We start from the raw sequence: 14,709 nt of genomic DNA, 5'->3' as shown, positions 1-14,709 counted from the left end.
CGCTCGAAGCCCACACGGAACTGGGCTCCGCCCGACGGACTGCCGAGCGGCCTGACAGTTCGTCCGCTGTGCGACTCAAGCTCTCTACAAACCACCATGAAACCGGGCGCCTGCGCCACGCGGGTCGGCCGACCGGGACGGCGGCGGGCGCCGAACGGGTGGCAGACCGGCGCTTGCGGCAGCCGGCTACTGCCGCGCCCGGTTTCGATCGCCGTGATGCCCGCACCCTGCTGTGCCCGCTCGGCGAGCGCGGGCGGGCACGCCATCGCTAGTCCTCCTTGGCCGCACCGGGTCCCAGGTCGCTGTTCCACCGCTGCTCGATGCGGGCGAACTTCCACACGAGCAGGGCCAGCACCCACGTCACGACGAACAGGGCCACGACGGCGAAGCCCACCGTGTTCAGGTCGAGCGCGGAGATCCAGTCCCAGAAGCCGCCCCGCAGGGCGAGCTTGTCGGCGAGCAGCGCGAGCAGTTCCACGGTGCCGATGATCAGCGCGATGGCCACCGACAGGCCGGTGATGGTGAGGTTGTAGTAGATCTTGCGCACGGGCTTGGAGAACGCCCAGCCGTAGGCGAAGTTCATGAACGAGCCGTCGATGGTGTCCAGCAGCGACATGCCGGCGGCGAAGAGCACCGGCAGGCACAGGATCGCGTACCAGGGCAGCCCGGTCGCCGCCCCCGAGCCGGCCAGCACCAGCAGGGCGACCTCGGTCGCGGTGTCGAAGCCGAGGCCGAACAGCAGCCCGATGGGATACATCTGCCACGGCTTGTCGATCGACTTCATCACCCGGCCCAGCAGACGGTTCATCAGGCCGCGCTTGTCGAGTTGCTCCTCCAGCGCGGCTTCGTCCAGGTGACCGGCGCGCATCTGGCGCAGGACCTTCCATATGCCGGCCAGCACCACCAGGTTGATGGCGGCGATCACGTACAGGAACGTCCCCGAGACGGCGGTGCCGATCAGACTGGTGACCTTGTGCAGCTGGGAGGTGTCGTCCCGCAGCGGGCCGGCGAGGGACTTCACGCCCAGGCAGAGCAGGAAGGTGAGCCCGAACACGACGCTGGAGTGCCCGAGCGAGAACCAGAAGCCCACCGAGAGCGGACGCTTGCCCTGCCCCATGAGCTTGCGGGTGGTGTTGTCGATCGCGGCGATGTGGTCCGCGTCGAAGGCGTGCCGCATCCCCAACACGTAGGCCGTCACGCCGATGCCCAGCCCGAAGGACTGACCGCCCAGGCTGTAGTGGCTCGGTGCGACCACCGCGACCAGGGTGAACCAGCCGACGACGTGCAGGGCCGCGATGAAGACGAACATGGCGGCGAAGCGCCGCCACTCGGCGCGGGTCATCAGCGCGCGCAGGCGACCAAGACGTCCCCGCGCGCGGACAGTGGCAGAGGTGGGAGGTGCGGTGACAGCCATGCGTACCCGTCCTTCGTCCCCGGGGGCGGCACAGCCGCAGCCGCTCGACTCCCCTACTTGCACACTATGCGCAACAGAGAGGCTGCGGCAGGTGTGCTTGGCGCATCTGAGGGGCGCTCAGGAAGCAGTACGCCGCATCCCGTACGCCCCCCGGGGGCTGCTGCCTGACTCCCTGTCGTGGGCCGACCGGACGGCGATCGTGGTCCTTGCGGGTGACCTCTGCCCTCCACCTCGCGCGCCCGGGCCGGCACGCACGGAATGTGATCAGGGGCGTCCCCCGCAGCCCGCGCGAGTGTCGGCGGCAAGCGAACCCGCCTTCCCGGGCACCGACGACAGGTCGCACATCGCACATCCCAGCCGGTCGGCCCCGACCGCTCACGCCGACCCTGGAGATCCGCATGACAGAGCGTCATACCCTGCGCAGAGCGGCGGCTGTGGCCGCAGGCGCGCTGTGGCTGCTCACCGCCGTCGCGCCAGCAGCCCAGGCGCACCCGCTGGGGAACTTCTCCATCAACCACTACACCGGCCTCACCGTGCACCCCGACCGGATCGACGCCCTGGCCATCACCGACGCCGCAGAGATCCCCACCCTGCAGGACGCCCCTCGCGTCGACCTCGATGGCAACGGCACCGCCGACGACAACGAGCGCGCTGGCTGGGCGCGTGCCCGCTGCGCCGACACGGCCTCGAAACTCACCGTCACCACCCCCCGGCGCCTGGCCTTCACCGTCAGCTCCGCCACCTTCGACTACCAGAGCGGCCAGGCGGGCCTTCGCACCAGCCGCCTCGAGTGCCACCTCTCCGCGCCCCTCGACCTTGCCGACGGTCGGGTGACACTTCACGTCGAGACCGGCGCGGACACCACCCGCGTCGGCTGGAACGAGATCACCGCGCGGGGCGAGGGCACGCACCTGCAACGCTCCACCGTCCCCGCGACCTCCTCCTCTGACGAACTGCGCGCCTACCCCCGCGACCTGCTGTCCACCCCGCGCGGCGACACCCGCGCAGACCTCACCGCAGCCCCGGGCGCCGACACGGACGCCGCCGCAGCCGCCGGCCCCGCTGCACGGCCGGGAGACGGGCTGACCGCGCGCATGGAAGCCCTCTCCCGGCAGCTGACGTCGCTGGCCGGGACGAAACGCCTGACCGTGCCGGTCGGCGTCCTCGCCATCGTGCTGTCCATCGTCCTGGGCGCCGGCCACGCGCTGCTGCCTGGCCACGGCAAGACCGTGATGGCCGCCTACCTTGCCGGACGCCGCGGCCGCACGCGCGACGCGATCACCGTCGGAGCCACCGTCACCCTCACCCACACCGCGGGCGTCCTGATCATCGGACTGTGCCTCACCACCTTCTCCTGGCTGGCCGGCGACACCGTCATCGCCTGGCTCGGCGTCACCAGCGGCGCCCTGGTGGCCCTCGTCGGCGCGGGCCTGCTCACCGATGCCGTGCGCCGTACCCGCCGGGGACACCGATACATTGCCGCCGGCATCCCGGCGCCCCCGGCCCGAGAACCCGCCCTGATCGGCGCGGCCGGAATCGAACCCGCCGCGGACGGTGCACACAGCCACACTCCACACCACCACCACCACGAACACGGGCCCGGACACTCCCACGGCCACGACCTCGGTCGCGGGGGCGACACCGGGCACTCCGACACCCACGACGGGCTCCCGCACAGCCACCACGACCACGGCGCCGATGCGGACCACCACGGCCATGGCCACCGGCACGGGCTCCTCGGCCACCACCACACCCACGGTCCCATCTGCGCCGACGCCCAGCCATTTTCCACCCGCGGCCTGATCGGGCTCGGCATCGCCGGCGGCCTGGTCCCCAGCCCCTCGGCCCTCGTCGTCCTCCTGGGAGCCATCTCTCTGGGCCGGACCGTCTTCGGCGCCGGACTCGTGGTCGCCTACGGCCTGGGCATGGCCGCCACCCTCACCGCCGTGGGCCTGCTCCTGGTGCGCCTGGGCGATCGCCTCGGCCACATCGCCGACCGGCCCGCGCTGCGGATGCTCCGGCGCCTCGCCCCGCACACCGCAGTCCTCACCGCTCTCCTCGTCCTGGCCGTCGGACTCGGTCTGATGGCCCGCAGCCTTCCGCCCGTCCTGTGACTCAGGAGCCCCACATGCCACCGCGCCGCACCCTCACCTTCGCCGCCCTGATCGCCACCGCCCTCCTCACCGGCTGCGCCACCACCCGCGGGGCGCTGAACGCCCAGGCGGACACGCCCTCCCCGAGCTGCCTGGTCCACCAGACCAAGGAACCAGCCGACCGCTACACCGCGGGCACCGGCGCCGACACCCTGTCCATCCTGGAGATGATGCGCTACTACACCGCCAACGGTGCCAAGACCTACTGCGACGGCAAACCGCCTACCAGCACCGACCGCCACTGGACGGACCTCTACACCGCACTCGGCGGCGACTCCGGACGAGTCCCCGCGCCACCCCGAAAGTTGTGAGAGGACCGACCTCTCACCCCGCTCGCGCCTGCGGCAAGACCCAGCCCCCCAGGCAGCCCGCTCCGAACACCCCCGAAGAGCCAACTATCTGACCATGTCGCACCGCTGGTGGACTGGTGGGCGCTCCTGCCACGCGGGCTCGGTGTCACAGGCACCCAGTCTGCCAACAGGCTCGCCACCGACAGGCTGCTCATCCGTCTCCACGACCCGAGCCCTGGGCCCGGGGAACAGCCAGGAGAGGGCACCGGGGTGGTACCGCCAACCGCTCGCCCGGTGCACCGGCTGGCAGGTCCCAGGCTGCGTCCGGTTCACCCGGAGCGGTCCGCCCGGCCAGTCGCCACTGACGGACGAGCTCGGTGTAGATCGGCATGTCGGCGAAATGGGCAACCCCCGTCTCCCATCGTCGGAAGAATCGGCTGCGCCGCAGTCATGGCCATGGTCTGTTCAGCCGCCGGGCCCACATCCAGGACACGCAGCTCGGTCCGATGTGGGCCGGGGCCGGAGCTGGTATTCACCCGTTCAGCCGCATGTGCTGATCGCACCGACCCCGCCGCCCGACCGCTTCGAAGCCGTGCGGTCAGCCGATGTATCGCACGCACATTCGGCGGATCGCGGTGGATGGGGAGGCGGTGGATCCGCTCGAGCCTTAGATTGCGGACAGACCGGCAAGGCGAACGGGTCACGGCCACCCCCTGGGAGGCTTACATGATCGTCCTCACGCTGCTCACACCCCCCGTCCTGCTCGGGGCGGTGCTCTTCCTCGGCCGGTTCGAGGAACGGCTCGTCGAACGCATCTCCGCGCGACCGCAGGCGTTGCCCGAGCCCGCCGACCACGGCCAGTGCGACACCTGAAAGTCCCCGGACACGAACCGCTGCGCCGCACTTCGTCGCGCGGCTCCGTGCCGGGCCGTTCGCTTCCCTCACGCGCCACGGCGGCGGCCGGGGCCCGACGCGACATCACCCGGAACGTACGGCCCGGGGGCCTCGGTCGGGCTCCCGCGTGCCGCCCTGCGAGCGGCGGGCGGGTGTGTCAGCCGCCGCGGTCCTGCCGTCGGGGGGTTGCATCGCGTCAGGGTCTGCTGCGGCTACGACCAGTGGTGCTCGGTGACTTCGCCGCCGCGGACGGCGACCGTGGTGTCCGGGTTGTCCGCGGTGCGCCAGATCGTGTAGTCGCCCTCGGGGAGGGGGGAGATGACGGCGCAGTGGGTGGTGTGTGCGGTGAGGTGGCGGGGGCGGACGGCGGCGTGGGTGCGGGTGGTGTCGTCGCCGGTGGGGCTGACTTCGATCTCCAGGCCGTCGTCGGCCGGGCCGGTGTAGATGATCAGTGCCCCGAGGGTGCCGCCGATCTCCAGGACGACGCTGCCTTCGCGGGAGGGGGCGGGCAGCGGCGCGTGCGGGTGCGGGTGGGTGTGCTGCTGGGTCATGGGCTGGCTCTCGCTCGTCTGTCCGGGCTGTCGGTTGTCACGAGGGAGCCGCGGTGCGGGTGGCCGTACACCCGCACCGCGGCACCTGGGCAGGTCAGTTGGACGGGTTGTGGTAGCCGTCGTAGGGGACGCCGAGGTAGGGGAAGGTGTCCAGGTAGGGGTTCTTGACGTCGGCGGGGGTGAGGCCGTCGGTGATCGCGCTGGTGGCGGCGTCGGGGGTGAAGGTGGGGTCGACCAGTGGGAGGGTCAGACCCGCGACGGCGCGCAGCTCGACGGTGACGACGTCGTCGAAGACGCGGCGTCCGTTGGGGAAGCCGGCCGCGTCGCCGGCCACCAGGCCCAGGATGTTGGGCTTGGCGGCCGGGGGGACGGCGACGTTGAGGCGCAGCATGTCGGCCTGGGTGTCGCCGGTGTAGTTCTGGAAGCCGGGCACGACGCCGGTGGGGATGCCGGTGAGGAGGATGGCGAGGAGGTCGGCGCGCGGCTTGGTGTAGGCGGCGAGGTTGGGGAAGACGCCCGGGTACAGGGCCGGGAGGAGCTTGGCGAGTTCGGGCATGGCGACGTACTGGGCGAAGTTCTTGTCGTCGGCCGGGGGCTGCGTGTTCCAGAGGTCCTTCTTCCCCATCGGGATGACGACCTCGTTGACCAGCGGGTTGCCCAGGCGGGAGACCTGGACGAAGGGACCGGACTCGGTGTCGTGTCCGGTGGTGTTGATGATGCGGGCCTGGCGGCGGGAGGCGGTGGTGTACACGCCGATGGTGGCGTGCGGGTCCGCGACGTCGCCGGGCTTGCGCCCGCCGAAGGTCAGGTCGGTGATCGGGACCTGCAGGGCGATGCTGTGGACGTTCAGCGCCTTGGTGGTGTTCACGCCCGGTGCGGGCTGGGTGAAGGCGGGCATGACGTGCAGCTGCTGGAACGGGCGCAGGGTGCCGAGGTCGAAGATCGAGCCGAGGTCGACGTAGAAGCCCTCGGCGCGCTGCCCGGCGAACACCTTGCGGCCGCCGTCGAGCTGGTGCACGGCGGAGTTGGCGAGGGAGGTGTAGTCGGGGGTGGAGAGCGGGCCGATGTTGCACGGCGGGCAGGCCAGGTGCTCGCCCAGCACGGTGCGGCGGCCGCCGGCCTCGACGCGGGCGACGGTGTAGGTCTGGCGGCGGTTCCAGTTCGGGTCGTCGAGCGAGGTGATCGGCCCGGTGTTGTACAGGAACGAGTCGGGGTTGCGGACCTCGACCTGGAAGCGGAGCTCGTAGGTGACGTCGGGTCGGCCGTCGTTGTCGTTGTCGATGTGGATCGCGTAGAGGACGTCGTCGCCGAACTCGTAGAAGTTGGGTCCGCCGGCCGGGCCCTGCAACGGGATGTAGTTGGCGATGAGGGTGACGGTGTCGCAGTCGTCGGGGCTGACGAAGGCGTAGACGTCGGTGCTGTCGGCGACCGGGTCCTTGGAGATCTCGGGGGCTTCGCGGTGGGAGGACATTGCAACCTCACAGGGGGTGTGCGGGCAGGGAGGGGTGGCCGGCCGGCTCCCGGTGGAGCTGCCGGAAGCCAGCCGGTGTTCGGGGGGAGGGGTCAGACCAGCGCGCGGGCGAGGGCGGCGGCCAGGGCCGGGTCCTGGACGCGCTGGTGGCGTTCGCCGCTGAACAGGTCGAGGTGGCCGGTGCGCAGGTCGCGCACGTGCACGATCATCGGCTCGTCATGGTCGGGCACCGGCGCCTGGTGCGCATCGGCCGCGGGGGCGGTCTCGGCCGCGGCGGCCGTGCCGGTGCCAGCACCGGTGACGATGGTCGCGGCGAGGCCGGCGGCGCCGACGGCGGCGGCCTGGCGCATCAGACGGCGGCGGGACAGGCCGTCGGGCGGGGTGTCGGCTGCGGGGGTGTCCGGGGACATGGGTATCTCCTTCACATCGGTGTGGGGTGACTGGGCGTGCCGCCGGCTCGGCCTGATTGCCGTCCGCAACGGTGGACGATCCCGCCGCCTCGAGTGCGTGGGCGGGAAAGGCGATTGAAGGTGACGGCCGTGGCCCCAGGCGCCGGGCGGTCACCGGCAGTGAAGTGCCGGCGCAATGCCCAGGTCAAGGCGGCGCGCAACCGCTCGCGAGCGTTCTTCACCTGGCTGGACCAGCTGCGCCGCAGCTCAGCGCCCCGGTGCTCACCCGAGCGGGTGAAAGGGGAAGTTGAGCCCCACAGGGACCCATCTGAGGGCTGGCGGGACACGAAGAGGATGCGACAGGACGCTCCCGCCGCCCTCCCAGGAACCGGCGGGCAACGTCGATGCGGCCATGGGCCATGCACAGAAGACGTGAGGTGTCGGAATGTTCCAGACGCGTGGCTTGGAGATCGTCATCATCGGCCTGGTGGTCCTGGTGCTGTTCGGGGCCAAGCGGCTTCCGGACTCGGCGCGGGCGCTGGGCAAGTCGCTGCGCATCCTGAAGGCCGAGACGGCGGCGCTGAAGAACGACGGCGCCACGCCCGGCGAGGAAGCTGCCTCCGGCCCGCGGGTGGAGGCGGCGGCGCTGGAGGGCGGCATCGTCACGCCGGTGCCCGCCCCTGTCGGCGAGCCGTCGCGCTCGGCGCGCTGAGCCCGCCCTCCTGGACGTGGAAGGGTCAGTGTGAAAGCCCGAGGAACCCCCGGCCGGCAGGCGGACAATCCGCACAGTGCTGTCATGCCGTTGCGCGGCCATCTGCGGGAGCTGCGCTCTCGGTTGACGAAGGTGGCGCTGTCCCTGTTGGCGGGTTCGGCGGTGGGATGGGCGGTCCACGAGCGGGTCGTGGACGCCTTGACCGGGCCGGCCTGCCGGATCACTCACGTACACGGCATCGGCGCCGCCACCGCGGCCTGCCCGAACGGGCTGCTCGTCCTGCAAGGCGCGCTGAGCCCGCTCAGCTTCTCCTTCAAGGTCGCACTCGTCGTCGGCGTGCTGCTGGCCAGCCCCGTCTGGTCCTATCAGGTGTGGGCGTTCATTGCGCCGGGCCTGTACCGCCGCGAGCGCCGCTACGGTATCGGGTTCGCCGCCGCGGCCGTCCCGCTGTTCGCCGCCGGCGCGGCCCTGGCCTACAGCGTCTTCCCGAAGACGATCGAGCTGCTGGCCTCCTTCACGCCGGCATCCTTCGGCCTGGTGCTGCCCGGGGACGAGTTCCTGGACTTCTTCCTGCGGATGGTCGTCGTCTTCGGCCTGTCGTTCCAGTTCCCGCTGCTGCTGGTCGTCCTCAACATGGTCGGCGTCGTCAGCGCGGCCCGGCTGCGCGGCTGGTGGCGGATCATCATCTTCCTGATCTTCGTGTTCGCCGCCGTCGTCGTGCCCACCGGCGACCCGCTGACGATGCTGGTGCTGGCCGTGCCGATCTGCCTGCTCTTCCTCGCGGCCCTCGGCATCTGCTCCCTGCACGACCACCGCAAGGCCCGCCGGCCCGACGCCGACCTGCCCGACGATCAGGCATCGCCCGCGCCGTCCGCCCACCCGGTCGAGGCGAGCGAACTCACCGACGCCCTCAGGTAACCCGGCACTACCGGCCACCGCGCCGGTCAACCCGCGGACCCGGACCACCGGACCGGTCCGCCCTTCAACGTCAAGGGACTTTCACGTGCTCGACCTGAGCCTGGTCAAGATCGCTGTCCTCATGGCGCTGGCCGTCATGATCTTCGGGCCGGAGAAGGTCCCCGCCCTGATCGCCGACGCCATGCGGCTGCTGCGCAACCTCCAGGCATTCGCCCGCACCGGCACCGACGAGCTGAAGCAGAGCCTGGGCCCGGAGTTCGCCGACCTGCGCCCCCAGGACCTGCACCCCAGGGCCCTGGTGGCCCGCGCCCTCACCACCGCCGCCCCGGAACTGTCCAGCCTCACCCACGAGATCCGCGAGAGCGTGCAGCCCCTCGAAGAGCACCTGCGCCACGGCCTGGACATCGAGCCGGGCACGACCGCCGCCCCTAGTCTGATGCCACCGACGGGACCCGAGAACTGACGCGGACACCGCCACGGCAGAGCGGAGCATCTCTCGGCAAGTCCCAGACACCGTGGGAAACCGCCGGGTCGGCTCCTGACGCGCCTGCGGACGGGCATGCAGGTGCCACGTGCCCGCAACGGCGCGCTGCTGGGCGGGTCTCGCTGCGTTGCGGGTGGTTCAGGCGGTGCAGGACCACAGCGGCGGTCAGCCCGTAGGCCGCGTGCGGGACAGCGTCCGCGACCCGGTCCTTCGCACTCCAGGTCCGCGGGTCGGTGACCTCACGCTTCGCCGTTGAAGCGTCGGAGGTGGCCATCGCCGCCAGCGCGGGCGCGACGACCGTCAGGGCGGTGCCGCAGCGGGTACGGGTGCCGCTGGCCGCCCCCAGGAGCGTGTCGACCGCCACATCGGTGGCGATTCGCAGCAGTGGCCCGAGGCCGGACGCCCGGTCCTCGCTTCTCCTCGTCGCCCGGGATCGGCGGCGTCGCCTTGTCCGCCAGGCGCTCCACCGACTGCGCGGGACGTGCTGCTCGCCGGCCGGGCTCGCACCGCCATGTCCAGGTAGGTCACCGTGTTCAACGCTGTCGTGCCCGCCGGGCCCGCTGCCGTGCCGGCCGGCATCCGCGGGCCCGGGCGGCTGTGGACCACCGCATCCGTGGTGGGCATGAGAGCCACTGCCGTTCCGGGCCGGCGCCGACAGGCGCAACCGCGCTCAGCCTCAGGGCCTGTATGGCGCCGGCCCCGCGTGCGCCGTGCACGCGCGAAACGTACCGCCGGGCCGGGACGGCACACCGGCTGCTCCATCCGGCGGACGCGGCCCTTCAGGGGCCTTCCCCGTCGCTGTCGGCACCTGAGCTGTCGTTGTGCAGGAGCATACGCAGGCGAAGCAGGGCGTCGCGGACCCGGGACTTGGCGGTTCCCAAAGGGAGGCGGAGGAGATCGGCGATCTCCTGGTGGGAGCAGTCGTGGTAGTAGGCCAGGACGACGGCCTGGCGTTGGAGGTCGGTGAGGGCGTCCAGGCCGTCACGGACCCGCTGCAGCGCAAGGAGGTGCTCGATTTGCTCGCTGATGTCCTCGACGGGTACAGGACGTTCGAGCAGAGCCGCGCGCAGGTCGCGCTCGTGAGCGGCGCGTTCGGTGCGCACCCGGTCGACGGCGCGGCGGTGGGCGATCGTGGCGATCCAGGCCATGGCAGTGCCGCGTGCCGGCTGGAAGTGGTGGGCCTTGCGCCAGATCTCCAGCAGGACTTCCTGAACGACGTCCTGGGTATGGCCGCGGTCGCGGACCACGCGCAGCACGATCAGGAACAGGGCGGCACCGATCGCGTCGTGGAGCTGATCGAAGGCCCGCGGGTCGCCGCCCGCGACCCGCATGAGCAGCTGCTCGACGGCGACGTCAGCAGGCCCGGATGCGCGAGGCGTCATACGGCGCCGACCTGTCGGGTGGCTGTGCTCGATCGGGCGACGGATCGCCGCAGAACGCGAAGCCGTTGCAGGCCACGGCAGCACCGGGGCAGCCGGGAACGGGCGCAGTCCCGCGGGAGTCTCGACACGCTGTGTAGCGGCCTGGTGCGCGAGGAGCGACGCGCGGGTGGAGACGGGCGTTCAACTCGCAGGGGTGCGCCCGTCTGCCGGGCGGATCACCAGGACAGACAGGGCCAGTACGGCGATGCCCTGGGCGAAGGCCGCGGTGGCCTTGTCGGTGGACCAGATCGGCTCGTACATGTTCGGCAGGGGGCCGAGGGCGCCGACGTTCGCGTAGCGGTAGAGCAGGATCGCCGCCAGGCCGGCCGCGGCGACGGCGAGTGCGAACAGGTCGCCCGCCCGTCTGCGCCACAGCAGCACGAGCAGGACCGCCAGGGCCGCGGCGGCTGCCTCGGCGCGGAACAGGTCGCCCTCGCTGACCGTCTTGGCGACGGCGTCGTAATGCCCGGCGAGCCGGGCGTGCACGGCCGCGTCCAGAGCGAGCCCGGCTGCGGCGATCAGGCGCAGGAGCGCGCGGGTGATCGCCCCGGTAGAGGGTCGGTTGGAGTGCTGGCCGGTCATGCGGACCTCCTGGCCCAAGCCCTCGTCACGCCGGATCAGCTGACGGTGAGGGTGGCGTGCATGTACTGGTGGATGCTGCAGATGTAGGGGTGGCTGCCGGGCGTGGATGGGGCGGTGAAGGTGGCCGATGCTCCGCCGTTGATTGTCTTCGTGTCGAAGGACTTGTCGTCGGCGGTGACGGTGTGGGCGGTGGAGTCCTCGTTCACCACGGTGACGCTCTGGCCGGGGGGAACGGTCAGGTCGGCCGGCTGGAACTGGAAGTTCTTGATGGTGATCCGGGTACCGGACGAGGCGGCAGAGCCACCGGCCCCTCCGGGGGAAGCGGAGTGGCTCGACGAGCAGGCGCCGAGAGTCAGGGTCAGCAGCGCGCCGGCCACGGCGCAGCGCAGGCGTACAGAGGTCACGGGCGACATCCGTTCCGATAACTAGAGGTGGAGGTGGGTGCCCGGGAGCGGGGGAGTCGACGTCTCGCACCCGGGCACCCACCGGTCGGGGCTCTGCTCAGACGGTGAGCAGAGTGGGGCTGGCGGCCTTGTCGGTGGGCAGGAAGTCGTCCGGGACGGGGTACTGACCGAGCACGTAGTTGAGGATCGCGGCGTGCATGGCCTCGACGGGGGCGATGGTGGCGGCGGTGGCGATGCCGCCGGGGCTGGTGACGTTGTAGGTGGCGAACAGGTAGGTCTGCGCGGCCTGGTCCTCCAGCGACAGGGCGAGCTTGGCGACCGTGCCCACGTCGGTGGCCGCGCCCAGCGCCTGGAGGGTGGCCGGCTGGTTGGACAGCGGCACGTTCGTGATCGCGGGCTTGCCCGCGCCCGTCAGGACCGCGTTCCACGCCTTGGCGTGGTCGGCGTGCTGGGCCTGCGCGGTGGTGATGAAGTCCGCGACCGCGGGCGGCACGGTGCCGAGCTTGCCGGCCTTCGCCGCATCCAGAGCGGCCTGGTAGGCGCCCACGGCCTGGTTCTCCAAGGCGGTCGCCAGGGCGACGACCTTCAGGTCCCCGGTGTACTGCCCGGACGCCGAGCCGGAGGCCGGCATCGACGCACCGGTGGAGGAACCGGAGGAGGCCGACTTGCTGCTGGAGCAGGCCGCCAGCACCAGGGCAGCACCCACCCCACCCGCCCCGAGCAGGAACCGCCGACGACCGGCATCGCGCGGACCACCGGCCTGGCGGGCGCGGATCTCCTCGGTCAGGTCCAGCGCGCTCGCCCGCATGACGGGCAGCGTCTCCTGGTGCGCCTGCTGCATCTCGCGGGTGAGGCCGGCGAGTTCGCCCTCGCTGATCGGCAGCTCCCAGCCGCCCTTGGTACCGGTCGTCACTTGACGGCCCCTTCGCTGATCGGAGAAGCGTTGGTGGTCGGGTAGAAGGCGTCGGGGAAGCCGACGCTGCCCGCCGCTGCGGGCAGCTTTGACGGGTCGACCGGGATGGTGATCAGGTCGGCCGCGTTGCCGGCTAGCAGCGCCTGCACCGCCAGCAACGTCGCGCGGTGCTGCGCCTCGACGGGGGCGACGGAGGCGAACAGCTTGCGCAGGTCGGCGCTGGAGACCTGGGAGACGTTCTTGGTGTACGTCTGCGCGGCCACGTCCTCCAGGGTGATGGCCAGCTTCACCACGTCCGCCGGGCCCTGGATGCTGGGCAGCATCTGGTCGACGACGGCCTTGTACTTCGGGTCCGGGCTGTTCTGCGCCTGGCCGCCGGCCTGGGTGGCGGCGGCGTTGAACGCCTGCGCGTGTGCCTGGTGCTGCTGGGTGGTCTTGGCGATGAACGCGGCCACCGTCTTGTTGCCGTCCTTGATGAACGGCAGCCCGGCGGCGGTCTGGTAGACCGACACTGCCAGGTTCTCGATCGACGCCGCGGTCTGCAACGCCATGATGTCGTCCGCCATGGAACCGGAGACGGAGGGCGAGGGCGAGTCGGCGAACGCGCGCGTGCCGCCGAGGAGGGCGGCCATGCCGGCCGCTCCGGCGATCAGGCCGCCGCGCTGCCACCACCGGCGCTGCACGGGCTCGTTCGCCTGCCCGAAGTCGATCAGCGCGCTGCGTGTGATCTTCACGGCGTCGCTGTTCAGGTCCTGCGACTGCTCGGTGAGTTCTTCGAGCAGCCGGGTGTCGATGTGCTCAGTGGCCATCATGCTCCCGTCTCAGGCCGGAGCCCACTGGTTCGCGGGCTCGTACGTGATGCCTTCGGGGCGGCCGGGCCACCGGCTTGCCCGGCCGCCCCACAAAAACCTGGATTCACCCGCCCGAGTGACGCAGCATCACCATCGATGTGGAATAAGGCTCCAGTGGCAGGCACGGCCAGCGGCTGAAGGCAGGCGCCACGCGAAACCCATGCCTGCGCTGTGTCGGATCCGGGGGTGTGGAGCCGTCCAGCGGGCGCGACCGCACGGTGCCCGGCCGCCAGGGCGGCTTTGGGGGTTGTGGGCGGCGGGGCCCCGGCCTGAGTTCCGGGCCCCGCCGGCGTCTTTCGTTCCGGCTGGGTTCGGGACCGGTACGACAAGCGCGCACCAGTGCTTCGAGCTCGCTTTCGTGCCGGATGGCTGCCCGGGCTCAATACGACCCGGACGGAGCAACACCGGCCGGTCCGCAGACTCATGCGAAGCACGGTCCGGCACGTTCTCGACGACCGGATGTGGCGGCCGGACGGGCCGGCGCTGAGTGGCGGTCAGCGTGCCCGGTGGCCGTGGTGTCCGGTCTCGGCCGGTCGGCATCCCCAGGTCAGGATCGCGGCCGTGTAGTCGGCGGCGAGTCGGTGCCACCGGTGGGCGCCGCGGAGCATGGCGTGGCCGCCCGCGGGCATCGCGACGGTCTGGACTTCCGCCCCGGCGGTTCGGGCCCGGCGTGCGAAGGCCCAGGTCTGCTGCGCCGAGGTGACGGTGTCATCCTCGTCGTGCAGGAACACGGCTGCCTTGCCGCGCAGGTGGGCGACGGGTTCGCCGGGCGGGCACCAGGGTGCCAGCGCCACGACGCCGCGCACCGTGTCGCCTCCGGCGGCGGCCAGAGCCGCGCGGGCGCCCATCGAGTGGCCGATCAGGACCACCGGTGCGCGCGGCGCCAGGCGGGCCAAGGCGTCGAGGGCGCGAGTGGTGTCGTGGACGGGGTCGGCGTAGTGCCCGTTCCATCCGCGGCAGCGGTAGCGGACCTGGGCGAGGAGGACGTCCTGGCCCCAGGGGCGGCCGGCGATCTCGGCCGCGAAGAAGCGCATCCGCAGTGCGGGAAGGCTGAGCCGGGGCACCGGCTGGAGACTGTCCGCCTTACCGCCGTGCAGGAGAAGCACGGAGCCGGCGGGCCGTTCGGGCAGGTGGCGCACCAGCAGCCGGTCCGCCCCGTGGTTGTCCGTCGCGGCCGTCGCGGTGTCCGCCTCTCGGCCGGCACGGTGGTGGGCCGGCGGGGACGGCTGGGGTGTCGGGGCACGGCGTGCCCACCATGCCGG

General features: G+C 71.7%; 16 protein-coding genes. 6 read left to right on the top strand and 10 right to left on the bottom strand.

Annotated elements, in window-relative coordinates; genetic code table 11:
- Positions 1–268 precede the first annotated feature (268 nt).
- Positions 269–1,342, bottom strand: a complete 1,074-nt coding sequence (locus ACIQWA_RS07190) for a HoxN/HupN/NixA family nickel/cobalt transporter (RefSeq protein ID WP_402479234.1) — start codon at positions 1,340–1,342, stop codon at positions 269–271.
- Between the two features lie 470 nt (positions 1,343–1,812).
- On the opposite strand from ACIQWA_RS07190, the gene ACIQWA_RS07185 reads away from it, so the two are divergent.
- From ACIQWA_RS07185 to ACIQWA_RS07175, 3 genes are all read left to right on the top strand, one after another.
- Positions 1,813–3,528 (top strand): nickel/cobalt transporter, encoded by a 1,716-nt coding sequence (locus ACIQWA_RS07185; RefSeq protein ID WP_402479232.1) that lies wholly within the window; start codon positions 1,813–1,815, stop codon positions 3,526–3,528.
- 14 nt (positions 3,529–3,542) lie between these two features.
- Positions 3,543–3,878: a hypothetical protein gene (locus ACIQWA_RS07180; RefSeq protein WP_402479230.1), complete on the top strand. Its 336-nt coding sequence runs from the start codon at positions 3,543–3,545 to the stop codon at positions 3,876–3,878.
- 705 nt (positions 3,879–4,583) lie between these two features.
- Complete coding sequence (locus ACIQWA_RS07175) at positions 4,584–4,730, top strand: hypothetical protein (protein ID WP_402479228.1); 147 nt, start codon at positions 4,584–4,586, stop codon at positions 4,728–4,730.
- A gap of 233 nt (positions 4,731–4,963) precedes the next feature.
- On the opposite strand, the gene ACIQWA_RS07170 is transcribed toward ACIQWA_RS07175, so the two are convergent.
- From ACIQWA_RS07170 to ACIQWA_RS07160, 3 genes are all read right to left on the bottom strand, one after another.
- Positions 4,964–5,302, bottom strand: a complete 339-nt coding sequence (locus ACIQWA_RS07170) for a hypothetical protein (RefSeq protein ID WP_402479225.1) — start codon at positions 5,300–5,302, stop codon at positions 4,964–4,966.
- Between the two features lie 94 nt (positions 5,303–5,396).
- Positions 5,397–6,773: a DUF4331 domain-containing protein gene (locus ACIQWA_RS07165; RefSeq protein ID WP_402479222.1), complete on the bottom strand. Its 1,377-nt coding sequence runs from the start codon at positions 6,771–6,773 to the stop codon at positions 5,397–5,399.
- 92 nt (positions 6,774–6,865) lie between these two features.
- Positions 6,866–7,183, bottom strand: a complete 318-nt coding sequence (locus tag ACIQWA_RS07160; protein ID WP_402479219.1) for a hypothetical protein — start codon at positions 7,181–7,183, stop codon at positions 6,866–6,868.
- Positions 7,184–7,607: 424 nt separating this feature from the next.
- Between ACIQWA_RS07160 and tatA the strand changes: the two genes are divergently transcribed.
- The 3 genes from tatA (at position 7,608) to ACIQWA_RS07145 (ending at position 9,255) form a co-directional block, all read left to right on the top strand.
- Complete coding sequence (gene tatA, locus ACIQWA_RS07155) at positions 7,608–7,874, top strand: Sec-independent protein translocase subunit TatA (RefSeq protein ID WP_402479216.1); 267 nt, start codon at positions 7,608–7,610, stop codon at positions 7,872–7,874.
- Between the two features lie 84 nt (positions 7,875–7,958).
- Positions 7,959–8,792, top strand: a complete 834-nt coding sequence (tatC, locus tag ACIQWA_RS07150; RefSeq protein ID WP_402479213.1) for a twin-arginine translocase subunit TatC — start codon at positions 7,959–7,961, stop codon at positions 8,790–8,792.
- Positions 8,793–8,877: 85 nt separating this feature from the next.
- Positions 8,878–9,255, top strand: a complete 378-nt coding sequence (locus ACIQWA_RS07145; protein ID WP_402479211.1) for a hypothetical protein — start codon at positions 8,878–8,880, stop codon at positions 9,253–9,255.
- 800 nt (positions 9,256–10,055) lie between these two features.
- Here the strand turns inward: ACIQWA_RS07145 and ACIQWA_RS07140 are convergent.
- The 6 genes from ACIQWA_RS07140 to ACIQWA_RS07115 form a co-directional block, all read right to left on the bottom strand.
- Positions 10,056–10,658, bottom strand: a complete 603-nt coding sequence (locus tag ACIQWA_RS07140) for a sigma-70 family RNA polymerase sigma factor (protein ID WP_402479208.1) — start codon at positions 10,656–10,658, stop codon at positions 10,056–10,058.
- 180 nt (positions 10,659–10,838) lie between these two features.
- Positions 10,839–11,279 (bottom strand): hypothetical protein, encoded by a 441-nt coding sequence (locus tag ACIQWA_RS07135; RefSeq protein ID WP_402479206.1) that lies wholly within the window; start codon positions 11,277–11,279, stop codon positions 10,839–10,841.
- Between the two features lie 35 nt (positions 11,280–11,314).
- The gene (locus ACIQWA_RS07130; protein ID WP_402479203.1) at positions 11,315–11,692 is read right to left on the bottom strand and encodes a cupredoxin domain-containing protein; all 378 of its coding nucleotides are present in this window, start codon (positions 11,690–11,692) and stop codon (positions 11,315–11,317) included.
- An 88-nt stretch (positions 11,693–11,780) separates the two neighbouring features.
- Positions 11,781–12,596: a ferritin-like domain-containing protein gene (locus ACIQWA_RS07125; RefSeq protein WP_402479200.1), complete on the bottom strand. Its 816-nt coding sequence runs from the start codon at positions 12,594–12,596 to the stop codon at positions 11,781–11,783.
- The gene (locus tag ACIQWA_RS07120) at positions 12,593–13,405 is read right to left on the bottom strand and encodes a ferritin-like domain-containing protein (RefSeq protein WP_402479198.1); all 813 of its coding nucleotides are present in this window, start codon (positions 13,403–13,405) and stop codon (positions 12,593–12,595) included. Before ACIQWA_RS07120 ends, ACIQWA_RS07125 begins: the two co-directional genes overlap by 4 nt.
- Positions 13,406–13,941: 536 nt before the next feature.
- Positions 13,942–14,511 (bottom strand): alpha/beta fold hydrolase, encoded by a 570-nt coding sequence (locus tag ACIQWA_RS07115; RefSeq protein ID WP_402479195.1) that lies wholly within the window; start codon positions 14,509–14,511, stop codon positions 13,942–13,944.
- Between the last annotated feature and the right edge of the window lie 198 nt (positions 14,512–14,709).

This window comes from Kitasatospora sp. NPDC098652, from assembly GCF_044760155.1.
Classification (GTDB): domain Bacteria; phylum Actinomycetota; class Actinomycetes; order Streptomycetales; family Streptomycetaceae; genus Kitasatospora.
The sequence above is the reverse complement of the archived record's forward strand: the minus strand, read 5'-3'. Positions and strand labels throughout refer to the sequence as shown.

What these genes read in the sequence shown, in the direction of transcription:
- ACIQWA_RS07190 (WP_402479234.1), bottom strand. Translation starts at nt 1,342, where the DNA reads ATGACCCGCGCCGAGTGGCGGCGCTTCGCCGCCATGTTCGTCTTCATC.
- ACIQWA_RS07185 (WP_402479232.1), top strand. Translation starts at nt 1,813, where the DNA reads ATGACAGAGCGTCATACCCTGCGCAGAGCGGCGGCTGTGGCCGCAGGC.
- ACIQWA_RS07180 (WP_402479230.1), top strand. Translation starts at nt 3,543, where the DNA reads ATGCCACCGCGCCGCACCCTCACCTTCGCCGCCCTGATCGCCACCGCC.
- ACIQWA_RS07175 (WP_402479228.1), top strand. Translation starts at nt 4,584, where the DNA reads ATGATCGTCCTCACGCTGCTCACACCCCCCGTCCTGCTCGGGGCGGTG.
- ACIQWA_RS07170 (WP_402479225.1), bottom strand. Translation starts at nt 5,302, where the DNA reads ATGACCCAGCAGCACACCCACCCGCACCCGCACGCGCCGCTGCCCGCC.
- ACIQWA_RS07165 (WP_402479222.1), bottom strand. Translation starts at nt 6,773, where the DNA reads ATGTCCTCCCACCGCGAAGCCCCCGAGATCTCCAAGGACCCGGTCGCC.
- ACIQWA_RS07160 (WP_402479219.1), bottom strand. Translation starts at nt 7,183, where the DNA reads ATGTCCCCGGACACCCCCGCAGCCGACACCCCGCCCGACGGCCTGTCC.
- tatA (WP_402479216.1), top strand. Translation starts at nt 7,608, where the DNA reads ATGTTCCAGACGCGTGGCTTGGAGATCGTCATCATCGGCCTGGTGGTC.
- tatC (WP_402479213.1), top strand. Translation starts at nt 7,959, where the DNA reads ATGCCGTTGCGCGGCCATCTGCGGGAGCTGCGCTCTCGGTTGACGAAG.
- ACIQWA_RS07140 (WP_402479208.1), bottom strand. Translation starts at nt 10,658, where the DNA reads ATGACGCCTCGCGCATCCGGGCCTGCTGACGTCGCCGTCGAGCAGCTG.
- ACIQWA_RS07135 (WP_402479206.1), bottom strand. Translation starts at nt 11,279, where the DNA reads ATGACCGGCCAGCACTCCAACCGACCCTCTACCGGGGCGATCACCCGC.
- ACIQWA_RS07130 (WP_402479203.1), bottom strand. Translation starts at nt 11,692, where the DNA reads ATGTCGCCCGTGACCTCTGTACGCCTGCGCTGCGCCGTGGCCGGCGCG.
- ACIQWA_RS07120 (WP_402479198.1), bottom strand. Translation starts at nt 13,405, where the DNA reads ATGGCCACTGAGCACATCGACACCCGGCTGCTCGAAGAACTCACCGAG.